Source organism: Cardinium endosymbiont of Oedothorax gibbosus, assembly GCF_936981045.1.
In the GTDB taxonomy this organism is placed as follows: domain Bacteria; phylum Bacteroidota; class Bacteroidia; order Cytophagales; family Amoebophilaceae; genus Cardinium.
Genome location: NZ_OW441264.1, coordinates 676,521 through 691,718 on the forward strand (window position 1 = coordinate 676,521; position 15,198 = coordinate 691,718).

The 15,198-nt window shown below is 38.8% G+C and carries 9 protein-coding genes and 2 pseudogenes; 9 read left to right on the top strand and 2 right to left on the bottom strand.

From position 1 onward, the window contains the following. Positions 1–486: 486 nt before the first annotated feature. The 7 genes and pseudogenes from NBW36_RS03140 to NBW36_RS03170 form a co-directional block, all read left to right on the top strand. Positions 487–2,721 (top strand): ATP-dependent helicase, encoded by a 2,235-nt coding sequence (locus tag NBW36_RS03140; protein ID WP_250237707.1) that lies wholly within the window; start codon positions 487–489, stop codon positions 2,719–2,721. Between the two features lie 41 nt (positions 2,722–2,762). Continuing rightward, positions 2,763–3,359: a DUF4290 domain-containing protein gene (locus NBW36_RS03145; protein ID WP_256465569.1), complete on the top strand. Its 597-nt coding sequence runs from the start codon at positions 2,763–2,765 to the stop codon at positions 3,357–3,359. Between the two features lie 45 nt (positions 3,360–3,404). Then, positions 3,405–4,703 (top strand): UDP-N-acetylglucosamine 1-carboxyvinyltransferase, encoded by a 1,299-nt coding sequence (gene murA / locus NBW36_RS03150; protein WP_250237711.1) that lies wholly within the window; start codon positions 3,405–3,407, stop codon positions 4,701–4,703. A 510-nt stretch (positions 4,704–5,213) separates the two neighbouring features. Then, positions 5,214–5,690 carry a transposase gene (locus NBW36_RS03155; protein ID WP_250237712.1) on the top strand — a complete coding sequence of 159 codons (477 nt, stop codon included), beginning with the start codon at positions 5,214–5,216 and terminating at the stop codon, positions 5,688–5,690. 94 nt (positions 5,691–5,784) lie between these two features. After that, positions 5,785–6,810: pseudogene (locus NBW36_RS03160) on the top strand (IS5 family transposase). A gap of 320 nt (positions 6,811–7,130) precedes the next feature. After that, a complete protein-coding gene (gene ltrA / locus NBW36_RS03165; RefSeq protein ID WP_250237713.1) occupies positions 7,131–8,444 on the top strand; it encodes a group II intron reverse transcriptase/maturase in 1,314 nt (437 codons plus the stop codon). A gap of 164 nt (positions 8,445–8,608) precedes the next feature. Further along, positions 8,609–8,716, top strand: a pseudogene (locus NBW36_RS03170) (IS6 family transposase); the annotation flags it as partial. Positions 8,717–8,800: 84 nt separating this feature from the next. On the opposite strand, the gene NBW36_RS03175 reads toward NBW36_RS03170, so the two are convergent. Both NBW36_RS03175 and NBW36_RS03180 read right to left on the bottom strand, forming a co-directional pair. Beyond that, positions 8,801–11,530, bottom strand: a complete 2,730-nt coding sequence (locus tag NBW36_RS03175) for a PD-(D/E)XK nuclease family protein (protein WP_250237714.1) — start codon at positions 11,528–11,530, stop codon at positions 8,801–8,803. Positions 11,531–11,714: 184 nt separating this feature from the next. Further along, positions 11,715–11,888, bottom strand: a complete 174-nt coding sequence (locus NBW36_RS03180; protein WP_250237715.1) for an ankyrin repeat domain-containing protein — start codon at positions 11,886–11,888, stop codon at positions 11,715–11,717. Between the two features lie 491 nt (positions 11,889–12,379). Between NBW36_RS03180 and hslU the strand changes: the two genes are divergently transcribed. After that, positions 12,380–13,753, top strand: coding sequence for an ATP-dependent protease ATPase subunit HslU (gene hslU, locus NBW36_RS03185; protein WP_250239098.1), 1,374 nt, complete (start codon positions 12,380–12,382; stop codon positions 13,751–13,753). A 132-nt stretch (positions 13,754–13,885) separates the two neighbouring features. Further along, positions 13,886–15,187 (top strand): RIP metalloprotease RseP, encoded by a 1,302-nt coding sequence (gene rseP / locus NBW36_RS03190; RefSeq protein ID WP_256465570.1) that lies wholly within the window; start codon positions 13,886–13,888, stop codon positions 15,185–15,187. The last annotated feature ends 11 nt before the right edge of the window (positions 15,188–15,198 follow it).

Sequence of the window (15,198 nt, forward strand, 5' to 3'; positions counted from 1 at the left end):
CCCGAACTCACGTTACTAAGTCTTTCTAATCAGATAAGCTTTTTACAAGGGGTGTTTTTTCTTGTTTTATTCTATTTAATAATCAATAACGTTCATGCCTATAATTGATGTCATTGGCTGAGTAGATAGGAGTCACGAACTGTTTTTCAGCCGATCAGAAAATCATCTTGTTTGAGGCCCACATAGCGGGCTGAGTTGATTATTTTACCGCTGAAAAACAGTTCGTTTCATTATTTTTACTGCGTGCCAAATTTTTTATAGAGGGCCATAAGTAGAGGGGGGCACACCAACAATCTATACACATAACTGCAATAAAATATATTTCCTTACGTCAACACCATTGCGCACGCCCTTGTTTGTGCTTTAGCTAACTATTTATTAAATTGCCCCCCTACGCATTGAACCAATCGCAAGGTATAATCTCTGGTTTACAACCATACAAGCATGCTTGCTTAAGTTGCATCAAGTATTAAAATAGTCATCGCTATGGAATCAATCTATCTTTCTGGGCTTAATGAGATGCAAAAGAAAGCTGTCATGCATACCGAGGGCCCATCGATTGTTGTAGCAGGTGCTGGCTCAGGTAAAACCAAAGTGCTAATCGCAAGAATCGCCCATCTCCTTAAAGAAAAAAAAGCAGCACCTGATCAGATTCTTGCTTTAACCTTTACCAACAAAGCGGCTGATGAAATGCGTCATCGCATAACCGGTATAGTGGGCAATGGGGCTAAAGCCCTATGGCTGGGCACCTTTCATAGTGTCTTTATGAAACTATTGCGCCGAGAAGCCAATACCTTGGGGTACCCCTCTCATTTTAGTATTTATGACACAGACGACAGCAAATCACTTATCAAACAAATTACTAAAGCATTGGATCTTGATGATAAGATATATAAGCCAGGGGTTATATTAGGACGTATCTCCCATGCTAAAAATAGGTTGATTACGCCAGAGGTTTACGCAGCAGACCCAACCTATCAAAAGGAAGATGCCTATATGCGTATGCCTAGATTCAGTGAAATCTTTCTAAGATATGCTGGCCACTGTCTACAAGCCGGTGCAATGGATTTTGATGATTTACTGGTACAAACCCATAAGTTGTTATATGATTATCCTGCATTAAGTGCAAAGTACCAACAACAATTTCATTATCTATTGATTGACGAATTTCAAGATACCAATCTAGTGCAGTATAGTATTGCCAAAAAACTGGCGGCCCATCACCAGAATATCTGCGTAGTCGGAGATGATGCGCAAAGTATTTATGCATTTAGAGGTGCCGATATTCACAATATTTTGCATTTTGTCCATGATTACCCCAATCATCAAATGATAAAACTGGAGCAGAACTACCGTTCTACAAGGCATATTGTAAATACCGCCAACCATATTATTAGCCACAATGAAGCGCAGTTAAAGAAAAAAGTTTGGACAGCCAATCCCCTTGGGGCACCCATTCAGGTGCTAAGGACTATGTCAGATATGGAAGAGAGCCGGCTGGTAGTAGATCAGATACTAGTAGAGAAGCTCAGCAACCAACTGCTCTATCGAGATTTTGCTATTTTATACCGTACCAATAAGCAGTCCCGCAATTTTGAGGAAGCATTGCGTAAAAAAAATATTCCTTACCACATCATAGGTGGACTCTCTTTTTACCAGCGCAAAGAGGTAAAAGACCTTTTAGCCTATTTGCGTTTTGTAGTAAACCATAATGATACAGAAGCCTTTAGAAGGATTATTAATTTCCCTAGACGCGGTATTGGACCCACTACTATTGATAAGATAGTTTCTATTTCTGCCGAAAGCGTACTTCCCCTTTGGACGGTCCTGGGTCACCTGAATGATTTTTTAAGTAGCACCGCTGCAACTGCTGTCTCCCGTTTTGTAGCACTCATTGATACGGCTACTTTAAAACTAGAAAGCGAAAATGCCTATACTATAGCAGACTATATGGCCAAAGCATCTGGCCTACTAAAAGAACTACATGAAGATAAAACCGTAGAAGGATTAATCCGCTATGAACATATCCAAGAGCTGCTGAATAGCATCAAACATTTTGTAGACTACTCTGACAACAATGATCCAAGTCTAGGCAGTTTTTTACAAGAAATAGCATTGCTTACCAGTGCAGATAAAGAAAACGTGCATGAAGACGCAGTCACACTAATGACCATTCATGCGTCTAAAGGCTTAGAATTCAAATATGTATATCTAGTAGGTATGGAAGAAGAACTCTTTCCTTCTTCTATGATGTTGGGCAGCAAAGCAGACTTAGAAGAAGAAAGGCGCCTTTTTTACGTAGCAGTTACTCGTGCACAACTCAAGTTAACCTTGTCTCATGCTTTAAGCAGATACCGATTTGGGAAATTAACCAACGTCCAGCCCAGTCGTTTTTTAAAAGAAATAGGAGACCATACAGAAGCGAAAACGATAACTAAATCTTCTCTATTGGCTACTACTGCTAAGCCGATCCAAAAGCATCCAACCAAACTGAGCAGTTCCGCTAGAAAAATAGGGGTATCTTCAGTCGCTCAGCCTACAACCAATCTGGCTTCCCTACAAGTTGGGCATTCAGTACATCACCTCTATTTTGGTGTAGGACAAGTTTTGAAGTTAGTAGAATCTGCAGGCATGCGTAAAGCTGTTATTCTTTTTCATAAATTTGGAGAGAAGACCCTCTTGTTAAATTATGCCAAACTAGACATATTGCCTTCAACATAGAGCGCTTAATGAATATATTTAGGATAACCCAATAACCCATAATGTACGACTATAATACGATTCGATCGCCCTTAATGCTTAAAGAATATGGTAGAAACGTTCAGAAGCTTATGGAGCAACTTGAAACGATTGAAGACAAGGCTGTTCGCACACAAAAAGCCTATGGGATTGTAAAACTTATGGAGGTGATCAGGCCTGATGCAACATCGCCACAAAAACGGTGGGATGATCTTTTTATACTATCAGATTACAAATTAGATATTGATAGTCCAAATCCTAAACCTACTAAGAGAGAAAGTAGTCAACAGCATTACGTGCATATACACTCTATGCAGCTGATCACATACAAATATTATGGGCGGCATATGGAGTCACTCTTGAAAAAAATAACTACCCTGCCGACGCTTAAAGAGCAAGAGCAGATGCTTATAGCAGTTGGAAAACTTATGCGTCGTTTTAGTAGCATATGGAACAACGATTATATCAATAATGAAAGAATTATGCAGGATATCAAGCGGATCCTTCCAGATGGTACAACGCTTAATGTAGAAATCATATGCACCCTACCAGATGCGGGGGCCAATGGTCAAAAGTCTAGAAATAAACCTAATCTAAAATCCAATACTTTTAAAAAGTAGTCCAACCAATAATAGGCTGATTATAATAAAATCTAATTGCGGGAAATGAGTAAATTTATTGTCAATGGGGGACATCAGTTGTCTGGTACCATCAAGCCGCAAGGTTCAAAAAATGAAGCACTACAAGTAATGTGTGCCACCTTATTGACCCATGAAATAGTAACTCTAAACAATCTTCCCAACATTGCAGATGTGCGCAGTGTTATGAAGTTACTGACCCTGTTGGGTGTTCAAATTACCCCATTGGGGGATAGGGCGTATCAATTTTGTGCATCGCATCTTGAAAAAGATGCGATGCTTACGGCACCATTTTGCCAGGAATACACTAAAGTAAGGGGCTCTATTATGTTACTCCCCCCCCTTTTAATCTGTTTCAAGGAAGTAGTTATAGCTAAACCTGGAGGAGATCGGATTGGGCGCAGGGGGCTGCATGCGCATTTTGAAGGGCTAGCGCAACTAGGTATTTCTTTCCATGCTGCTCAGGCCACTTGGGTAGCCCAATGCAATGCATTACAGGGAGCCAATGTGCTGGCGCCAGAAGCATCCGTAACGGGCACGGCTAATCTGATTATGGCTGCCAGCAGGGCCAAAGGCAAAACCACTATTTACCCTGCAGCTTGTGAGCCGCATGTACAGCAGCTTTGCCATATGCTGGTGGCTATGGGCGCTAGCATTTCAGGTATTGGCTCTAATCTATTAACCATAGAGGGCGTACCCGAACTAAGGGGTACAACGCACACCATCTTACCGGACATGTTGGAAGTGGGTAGCTTTATCGGGTTGGCTGCAGCCACCCAGTCTGCACTGACCATTACAGATGTCCCTATTAAACTTTTTGCGCCCGTTTGGTATTGTTTTGAAAAGTTAGGTATTTCTCTAGAGAAACAGGATCATACATTGCATATTCCAGCCCAGTCCTGCTATTCTATTAAAGCAGAGATGGATGGGAACCTTGCAACGCTTTATGATGCGGTTTGGCCAGGCATACCCGCTGATTTACTTAGTATTGCAGTTGTAGCTGCTGTACATGCACAAGGCCATATTTTAATCCATCAGAAAATGTTTGAAAGCAGGCTCTTTTTTGTAGATCATTTGATTGAAATGGGTGCAAGACTGGTATTATGCGACCCACACAGGGTACATATAGTAGGCCTAGGCAATAGCCATAAGTTGCATGGCATCCATATGAGTTCAAGTGACATTAGAGCAGGCATTGCTTTATTAATTGCTGCACTAGCTGCAGAAGGCACCAGTACAATTGAAAATATTGGTCAAATTGATCGAGGATATGAATGTATTGACCAACGCCTCAATGCTTTAGGTGCGTCGATTGAAAGGGTTTAATTGAATAGCAACCACCCTAGATTTTCCGTTCAGGAATTTTTAATCCAAGCAGCGGGTCTGTTCTGTTGCGCTAGCTGTAAGGGGTAGACTTAAGGCAACTTTTTGGTTCGTCGCGTCTACATTTTCGTTAGTAAAGACGTGAGTTCGGGATTATATTATTTTTTCATTTGATAATCAATATTAATAAAAATTTATAAAATTTGTTTTATAGACAGTTAAATAGGCAGTTGAATAACAAATAATTCTGATAATCAGTTTATTATATATATTATATTTATAAAATTAGATATAAAAACTTGTTAAATAAGTGCAAATATTAACTAAATAATTGATATTAAATTGTTGTAAATCAGTCAAATAAATCCCGAACTCACGTTAAAATAGAAAAAACCTTCTATAACTAATATATATATGACTGGTTCACAATACGTCTAATCCCGGAGTCTTTTGTTTTAAGTGTATAAATATTTTTTAGGATTTATCTTTACCTAAATCATAACACTTAAAACAATGAAAAGAAAAGAGACAGTTAAAGATGGGATAAGCAAGGCCATAGATGTACTGATAGAATCAGGTGTAGACCTTTCCAGACTTTTTGATCAAGACGGCTTACTCAAACAATTAAGTAAGCGTCTTGTAGAAAAAGCATTACAGTCAGAAATGGATGACCATTTAGGTTATAATAAGTATGCACGTAGTGATTCAGAGAATGTACGTAATGGATTATCCAGTAAGCAAGTTATTACTGATAATGGCGTTATATCGGTTGAAGTACCCAGAGATAGAGCATCGATTTTTGAACCTATTTTATTGCCTAAGCGTCAAACAAGAATTCCTGGTTTGGATGATAAAATCTTATCTTTATATGCTAAAGGTATGAGTCTGTCAGATATTCAGATTCAAATACAGGAATTATATGGCGCAGAAGTAAGTGAAAGCCTGATAAGTAACATCACAGACTCTGAGGTTGTTGCAATAGAGTTTTAAGCTTTGTTATAAAAAGTGACTTTTAGTGTTATACAATGGTTAAATTAGGTTGATTCTTTAATCGTTTAAACTTAAGCTTTTTAATAGTATTGTTATGGCCATCAAAACAAATAATCAATTAAGTTTTGCAGATATTTCAGCCAGTCGACGTAAGTGTAAGCATACTTTTTTCGATCAGCTTAATAAGTTGATTACTTGGCAAGTAATAGAAAAAGAACTTTTCTTGTATTATCCTAAAGGTTTGTGTTTATCAGGAAAGGCAGCTTATAGCCCGCTTCTTTTATTTAAAATGCTGTTGCTTCAAACATGGTATGCTCTGAGTGACTATCAAGTAGAAGAAGAAGTAAATGATCGTATCACTTTCAGCAGATTTTGTCGTATTTCCATGGATAGTTCTGTTCCAGATCATAGCGTATTAAGCAGGTTTAGGACTGCGCTTACGGAGAAGCAGGTCCTAGAAAGGTTATTGAAAATAATTAACGATCAACTATCTAGTCATGGTGTATTAGTTCAACATGGTGCAGTTGTTGATGCCTCTATTACGCCTACCCCTAGGCGCTCTAAAGGTAAAAAAAGCTATGATCTCCATGAAGATGGCACTATAACTGTAGCCGAAAGTTATCAAAAAGGTGTAGATCCAGAAGCGAGTTGAACAAAAAAAGGAGATAATCTCTACTATGGGTATAAGCGTCACATCCTTGTGGAAAGTAAAGAAGGCTTAGTCCTAGCAGTCAGTACCACAAAAGCATCTAGTCATGATAGTGCTCATTTACAAGTCTTATTGGATAAAGTAGAGCTAAAAGTAGGTAGTAGGCTATATGCAGATAAGGGCTATAGCGGATCACCTAATGAAACCTTATTAAAGAATAAAGCCTTAAAATCAGCTATTCAGAAGAAAGCTACTAGAAATAATCCTTTATCACCTACTGCTAAACGGTTTAATACATTGGTAGCTAAAACCAGGTATAAAGTAGAACGTGTATTTGGAAGTATTAAAAGTTGGTTCCGAAGCTCAGGAGCTCGCTACATAGGACTTGATAAAACTCATACGCAACACGTTATCGAAGCAATAGCCTATAACTTATACAGGTCGCCAAATATCATATTAAGAGGTCTTTAGGGGAATGGTCTGTCTAAAATGCAATAAAAGTACATGAAAATCAATAAATAATAAAACTAATACCACTTTAATACCAAAAATCAGTCTAAACAACCCTAAAAATATTATAATAGAAATCTATCACAACGGCCTCACATCGTAGTCCGGGAGATCTGATATGAATCCAGTAGGCCACTGGAAACTTTATTGTATAAGTAAAGCGAAATCAATAAGGGTGATATCAGAAGTCCGCGGGGTCTATAATACCGTTCGTATTGATTGGGAAACCACTCAAGAGGAAAGGGACCCTACTTCAGTTAACGAGTTTAAAAGAGTTGAGAATGTCTGATTGCCCTAAAGCTATGAACGGAACATTAAAAGTTCAGCAACTCCAAAGAACTCTATATCTCAAATCCAAGCAATGTAAGGAAGTCAGATTTTATAGTATATATGATAAAATTTATCTAAAAGATGTACTTTGGGAAGCTTGGCGTCAAGTCAAAGCAAATCAAGGTTCAGCAGGGATTGATGGTAAAAGCATAAGTGATATAATAGATCAAGGTGAGGCAAAGATTATCAATAAATTGCAGCAGCAACTACGCGCAAAGCTATACAAATTTACCTCAAGCAGGTTGGTAGAAATACCCAAAGCTAAAGGTGGAACAAGGCCACTAGAGGTAATGACCGTAGAAGATCTCATAGTGCTCACAGCAATGAAAATAGTCATTGAACCGATCTTCGAAGCTGATTTTCATGAATGTTCATACGGCTATAGACCGAAACGAGGAGCCAAACAAGCGAGTTTAGTGATCCGGGAAGATCTATACCAGCAGGCATGGGGCGTAGTTGAGATTGATTTTCAATCATACTTTATTAGCATCCCACATGAAAAGTTATTAAAACTTATTAGTAAAAGGATAGCAGATGGCAGTATGTTGAAGCTAATTAAACAAACCCTAACAACGTCAATAGTAAAACAAGGTAAAATTACATGCAAGAAAGTTGGAGTACCGCAAGGATCACCAATATCACCGTTGTATAGTAATATCTACCTAAATGTTATAGACCAAGTGTGGCACTCAAGGGGGTATCCAGAAAAGCTAAGCGCAACCTTGCATAGGTATTGTGATGATGCAATTTTGGTATGTCGTAAGAGTGCTAGCTTAGCGCTGGAGAAATTCACAGAATTAGTAAGGAGGTTATCGCTCATTATTAACCACCAAAAGACACGAATAACGAAACTGAAAGAAGGCTTTAACTTCATAGGTTTTTACTTTGTAAAAAGAAAGAGTCCAACAAGTGGCAGAAATAGCATTTATGTATTTCCAACGAAACAATCCCAACAAAGCATCCGTAACAGACTAAAATACCTGACTTGTAGAAAAGCACCAATCAAACCTCAAACATTCATCGAGCAAATAAAACCAGTAGTGTTAGGATGGGTTAACTATTTTAAACATACGAATTCCAGTGAAGCTTTTGTTAGATTGCAGAACTTTATTAATAACCGATTTCGCAGATACTTAACCCATAGAAGAAAAGGCCGTGGGTGTGGGTGGCAAAGCTATCCCAATAGCAAACTCTATACAATGGGGATGTTGTACATTGGTAGTGGAATGATTAACTATCCTGAGAGAGTTGTGCAAGGTTTATGAAGAAGACTGTCGGACCGCCGTATTCGGGAAAACTGAACATACCTTGGGATGAGAAGGGAATGGGTAAACAATGAAGAATCAAGTTAGTCAGCTACTGTATTGCGAGCAATCAGAAGCAATAGATATGCTTAATTTTAAGTGGTCCAACCATTTCTTTACTCTAGACCATTGTAGAGATAGAAAACATTCCTATGATTCAAAAAGGACAAGTAATCGGAGCTAAAAATCATCTTTCTACTTTTGAGAATTTTGTTATGCTAATGGCCGAATAATAACCAATATATATCCAAAGCTTCACTTAAAAGAAAAGACGTTGCTAACGAAAATATAGACGCGACAGAACCCGCTTCTATACACTAATCTCTTTGACAAATACGCACGTATGGACAATAGGCACATATTTCAAGATCTTCTGTTTGTACAAAAGGTATAACAGGATTAAATATTTCTACAAGCAGTTCCTTGAGTCCCTCTTCAAATGGTTGCGCATGTGCCATCATATCTTTTATTCGTTGGTACTTTTTACCATTATCAGGCTGTTGTATAAAGATACCAGGCCTATAATCTTTTAAAAAGATCTCCTGAATATGGATCAAGTAGGGCATGATCAGTTGCGGATCATCTGCTCCATGTAGAGACTGAAAAAGCCAAGCGTAAAAAAAAAGCTGAAAAATAGCCCTGTTTTTTTTAATCTTAGTAGGATCAAATAAGGTAGCTATGCTCGATATTTTACAATTGGATAAACCTGTCTTATAATCTATAATACGGATCAAATGGTTTTGCCTATCTATACGATCTATCACACCGCTCAACCAGACCTTCCTTTGTGCATCTAAAACCATTGGCTGCTTTATAGCTACCTCAACGCCCAAAAGGGTAAATGGCGCATCTGCACCATCTATGTCCAACATAGCTGTTAAGAGTTTTTCCAGTAGCGCACGAAGTAAGATAGGCATACCGGGTGCAGTACGCCACGCAGCTATAGCTTCCTCTATCTTTGTTTTTATTTTTGATTGTAGCTGCACTACAACGCTTGTATCTATCTGCATGCCTATAAAAGGTTGATACAACCTTGCCATAACATCATGAAATAATATACCCAACTGCACAGCCTCTGCCCCATCTTTTGGCAACGCCGTCTGCTTTAGTTGCAGCAAATAGCTAAAATAAAATTGAAGTGGACAAGACAAGTAAGAGATGAGCGCAGCAGGCGTTATGCTAGCAGCAGCTACTGCCTCTTTTACCAAAAACCTATCTAATAACTGCATCACTGCATGGTCTTTCTGAATAGCTATAGTAGCTATTGTCCTTTCTAGAAGCTGCATGGAATGATAAGACGGTATCATTTTTAACTTGCTATCAAAAGTCAATTGTAGCAACAATCGACTCATTTCATTAGAAGCCTCTAAATGATTTTTTGGAGCATAGTAACCATACACATTTTGGGCGCGCTGCAGTAATCTATAAAATCCATAAGCGGTTTTATTTTCTGCTACTTTATCTGCCAATGGCAGCCCAAAACTATAACATAAGTCATAAGGTAAAAAAGAATCATTATAGGTAACCTTAGGGAAGCACCCTTCATTCATATTCAGAAAGAAAACATGTTCAAAATCTAAATTATAGGATTCAGAAACCTCTACAATATAGAGACCCGTCACAGGATTAGCTTTATGAAATAGCATCCTACTTTGCTTTAAACCATTTAAGAAACAAGAAGCAGAACAGGTAGCCATTTCTGCTCGCAACTCCTTTATGTAGACCAATACATGGTATAATGCCGTTTTATTCAGTTCCAAGAAAAGATGATCTGACGTTATACAATGGTTATATATATAGGTTACTCCTTCCTGAAGGTAGGGCAACATACCCTCCTGATGCAACCATAGGTCAAAGACGTGATATACCTTACGTTCATCCAATGATTGGCGTATAGCAGTAAGCTGCGATTGCACCGCTGCTTCTGCAAACGGATACCATAATGCCAATACATCAGCCATATAGCGATATATTTCCTCCCTCTCTGCAATAAAGGCTTCCCAAAGCGCTACCAATCGCGCTACTAAGGTATAGACAACCGTAGCACTAAATGGATAATCCAATCTACAATGCAGCGAAATAGGTAGGTTAGAGAGGTGATCCAGTAAAGGTATCAGTAGATCGCTACCACTTACTACGATTGCGGTTTGGCAAGGCAAAAACTTTGGCTTGCCATCATCTGTTTTTTCTTGTAGGGCAGCTACCACTGCTTGCACTTGGGCTACCATAGTAGATGCTTCTCTTAGAAAGACCTTTTTATGGGGATCATTGAAATAAGTACCTGGCACAAAATTTTTCTGGAACCATTTTTTTTCCCTATGCTGGCGTAGATAATGGCCCGCTAGGTTGACTGCATTATCCAAATAATGGCTATCCACATCCCAGAAAAAGGTGGTCAAAACAACTGCCTGGAATTGCCTAATAAACTGTTCTTGAGCAGGCGTTAGCAAATTAAATCCAACAAAGATCAGCTCCTGAGCCATTATTTCCGGTAAGGGTTGGGCCATGCTATAGCATAACCCTTCATACCCTTTCCCTTCTCCTATTAACTTTTTTCTAAAAGATTGATAGAGCAGAGGCAATTGTTTCCAAAAAAGCAGCGCTTCTTTTGGTTGCAATAATGGTAGTGCACTCGCCTTCTGACTTACAAAAGCATCGCTGGTCAGTTGTTTTTGTTCCATTAAAGATGCAAACAACTCAGCACCATTTACAAGATGGTTATCTATAGTATTAAAATCTTGTAAAAGGGTAAAGCCCCAACCATAAAATTGCTCAAAAGATTCCTTTCTATTTAAAATGTGCTCGGCCAATCGATGTAGCCTGCTTAACAAAGCCAAAGTAGGTAGAGGCGCTATCCTACTATGCGTCAGCATCAACTGATGCAAGGTTACACAACTATCTTGCCACCTTTCCTTATTACATAAGGATTGGAAATAATCAATAGATAGTTGATTGGGAAATATGAAAAGGCATTTCCCCACACTATTGGACTTATTTACATGCGAAATAACTTCTGCTAAAAAAGGGGGATGCGTTATCGTTTTCATGACACTTATAACATGATTCGGGATTAAAAGTGTGCTAAAAGTGAATGATTTTGAATGATTTATATGATGAAACTAGCAAGGATTATGCAATTTTAATAATTGATTATCAGTCAATTAATATCTACGGAGTGGTCACTAATACTAGAGGACGAATAGTTTTATAAACGTTATATAGCTAACTATTCTATGCAGTAGCCCCATTACTATCTTGTAGATTCACATCTATACCTTTGGTTATCAAAGCATTGACTACCCCTACATGCCCATGTTGTAGTGCCAGATGGAGTAGAGCAGATCCGTTCCGATTAAGTCTATTTAATAATTCGATATCGATCCCTTTACCCAGAAACTCTTCCAACTCGGCTTACTGACCAAATGCAACAAGTTGTTGTAAGGAAATGGATACAAGGCTATCTGGATTCAACAATTTTGCTTGCTGATTTTAATCGTTAGCCATACCGTACCTGCTTGGTAAGCTACTGCAAACAGCAAGTGACATAAATCCAAAAGATACTAGCACCACCCAGAATATCCGATTGGTACGCATAAAGTATGTCCTACGCTTAATCATTATTAGTGCATTAATTACCACAATTACTTAAAATTTATACTGAGCGAAACTTTCTAATTTTTCCACAAGCTTTTAGAAGGGTTTTCTTACACTTCGAACTTTAATAACTGCACAGTACATAGATTTGCACAACTGTTTTCAATATAGTTATTTAATCTTCAAAAATTAGTAAATTCAAGCAGCGTTAGGTGCCAACGACGCAGCCCTACCGTCTTAAAGATAAGACAGATAAGGTATTGCGACCAAGCAACTTATATAGACCCAACCAACTAGAAATGATGTCAACTGATCCGCATGCACTTACACCCAAAGCAATTGTACAAGAACTTGATAAATATATTATCGGTCAAGCAGAAGCTAAACGCAACGTTGCAGTTGCATTGCGCAATAGATGGCGTAGAATGCAGGTTACTGAAGTGCTTAAGGAAGACATTGTCCCGAACAACATTTTAATGATTGGGCCAACTGGCGTAGGCAAAACAGAAATAGCTAGACGGTTGGCCAAAATTGCAAAGGTGCCTTTTACTAAAGTAGAAGCCTCTAAATTTACAGAAGTGGGCTATGTAGGACGTGATGTAGAGAGCATGGTCAGGGATTTAGTAGAACGTACCGTAGCCATGGTAAAGGCAGAAAAAATGGAAGCACTCCAACACAAAGCGACTAGGCAAGTAGAAGAAATTATTTTAGATATATTGCTTCCTCCCCTTCATCCAAAAAAAACAGTAGACCTATCCTTAGATGAGGGCCAAAGCAACCATACTATTACTCGAGATCGTTTTCGTGAAAAGCTAAGAAGTGGCGCACTAGATCAACAGCAAATCGAAATTAAAATAACCAATCCTACCCCTTCTGGTAATATAAGTAGTCTAGGGATAGGGCCTGCTATGGACGAAGGATTGGTCATGAACTTTCAAGATATGCTCAGCAGTTTTTTACCCAAACAAACTAAAAAAAGAAAAGTTACCATTGCAGAGGCACGCACGTTACTATTGACAGAGGAACTCACCAAGCTGATTGATATGAGCGCGGTTAGAGAAGAAGCCTTAGCCAGAGCCAGCAACACAGGTATTATTTTTATAGATGAAATTGATAAAATTGCCGATACCAGTTCAAGCAATAGTCCAGGTGTAAGTCGAGAAGGGGTGCAACGCGATCTTTTACCCATTGTAGAGGGCAGTACGGTACAAACCAAACATGGCCCGATCGACACAGATCATATTCTTTTTATTGGGGCAGGTGCGTTTCATATGACTAAACCATCTGACCTGATTCCAGAATTACAAGGCCGGTTCCCTATTCGTGTGACATTAGACAACCTTTCACAAAAGGATTTTTATAAAATCCTAGATGAACCTAAAAGTGCACTACCGATCCAGTATCAAGCTCTGTTATCAGTAGAAAAGGTTAGGCTAGAGTTTACCCCAGAGGCAAAACAAGAAATTGCAGCCACTGCTTACCTGCTCAATGCAGAGATAGAAAATATTGGTGCAAGGCGGTTGCAAACCGTAATGAGCCATCTGTTAACACCCATACTATTTGATGTGCCAGATACCATTGCCCCCTATACAGCCATTACCATCACCAAAGAAATGGTCCAAGAAGCGCTAGCTGACTTAATAAAACGGAAAAATCTTAGCAGTTATATTTTATAAAGGTTCTTTCTGGCCAACGGGTCCTTTTTGCCCATAGATGGCGCAGCGTGTATCATGCCTTTAGAACATATTTTTTATTTTTTGCTTATATTTATGAACTACCAAAATTTAAGATAACAATTCTTATACCACATGACATTCCTTATTAAGATGATTCAATTTTTGGCAGCTCTATTCATTATAGTTGGCACCCATGAATTGGGTCACTTACTTTTTGCTAAGCTATTTAAAATGCGGGTCAATAGCTACATAATCGGATACCCGCCTAAAATATTTAAAGTGAAATGGGGTGAAACGGAATATGCCTTAGGATCCATTCCTTTAGGTGGAGCCGTGCAGATTGCAGGCATGGTGGATGAGTCATTAGCTGTCGATCATTTGCAAAATGCCCCACAACCTTGGGAGTTTCGTTCAAAGCCAGCTTGGCAGCGGTTCCTCACTATATTAGGGGGTATTATTTTTAACCTGATTAGTGGCATGCTCATATGGATTGGTATAACCTACATGGTGGGGCATAGCTATTTGCCTAAAGATGAAGTAAATAAATATGGCATTGTGCCAAATGCCATAGGTAGCCAAATGGGTTTTAAAACAGGGGATCAAATTATCAAAATCAATGGAAAAAATTTTGAAGATTTTAATGCGATCTTATCACCCAACCTTTTACTCCGTAATAAAAGTTACTATACCATCAAAAGAGCGGGTAAGCTCTTAGATCTACCCATTCCAGATAAAGTCATAGAAAGCCTATCAGCGTTAAAAAAAGGGGGGATTGTAACGCCCATTTGTCCTTGTTTGATTCACGCTGTTGCCACAAACAGCAGTGCTGCGCAAGCAGGCTTAATGGCTGGAGATCAAATTATTGAACTAGGTAGCCTAGCTACCCCTTATCTACATGAATTGGCCCAGGTAGTTGATACTTATTGGGACAAAACAGTCGAAGTGACCTATTTGCGGAATGGTATAAAAATGTCTACCCACATTCAGATGGACCCCAAAAGATTAGGTATTCAATTGGCCGGGCCTAAGTATGAGAAACTAAATTATTCATTTATAGAATCTATCCCTGTGGGTCTAGGAAAAGCTTTGGAGTTAATGCAAGGGCAATTTTTAGCCATCTGGAAACTTATCACAGGCAAACTTAGTTTAAAATCTTTAAGTGGCCCCATTGGCATTGCCCAAAGTTTTGGAGATGAATTTATTGGGTATAGATTCTGGGTACTGGTTGCCTCTTTATCCATCGCGATTGCCTTAGTCAACTTGCTGCCCATTCCAGCATTAGATGGAGGACATGCCTCATGTATATTATATGAAGCACTATCTGGCAGAAAGCCTTCCGATAGATTTTTACAAGGCGCCCAAAAATTGGGTATGCTCCTTATACTTTTACTGATGCTTTATGCATTCGGTAATGATATTCGTAAGTTATTATAAGTTATAAGCCT

Excerpts from the sequence above, each read along its gene's own strand:
- NBW36_RS03140 (WP_250237707.1), top strand. The coding sequence starts at position 487 with ATGGAATCAATCTATCTTTCTGGGCTTAATGAGATGCAAAAGAAAGCT.
- NBW36_RS03145 (WP_256465569.1), top strand. The coding sequence starts at position 2,763 with ATGTACGACTATAATACGATTCGATCGCCCTTAATGCTTAAAGAATAT.
- murA (WP_250237711.1), top strand. The coding sequence starts at position 3,405 with ATGAGTAAATTTATTGTCAATGGGGGACATCAGTTGTCTGGTACCATC.
- NBW36_RS03155 (WP_250237712.1), top strand. The coding sequence starts at position 5,214 with ATGAAAAGAAAAGAGACAGTTAAAGATGGGATAAGCAAGGCCATAGAT.
- ltrA (WP_250237713.1), top strand. The coding sequence starts at position 7,131 with ATGTCTGATTGCCCTAAAGCTATGAACGGAACATTAAAAGTTCAGCAA.
- NBW36_RS03175 (WP_250237714.1), bottom strand. The coding sequence starts at position 11,530 with ATGAAAACGATAACGCATCCCCCTTTTTTAGCAGAAGTTATTTCGCAT.
- hslU (WP_250239098.1), top strand. The coding sequence starts at position 12,380 with ATGTCAACTGATCCGCATGCACTTACACCCAAAGCAATTGTACAAGAA.
- rseP (WP_256465570.1), top strand. The coding sequence starts at position 13,886 with ATGACATTCCTTATTAAGATGATTCAATTTTTGGCAGCTCTATTCATT.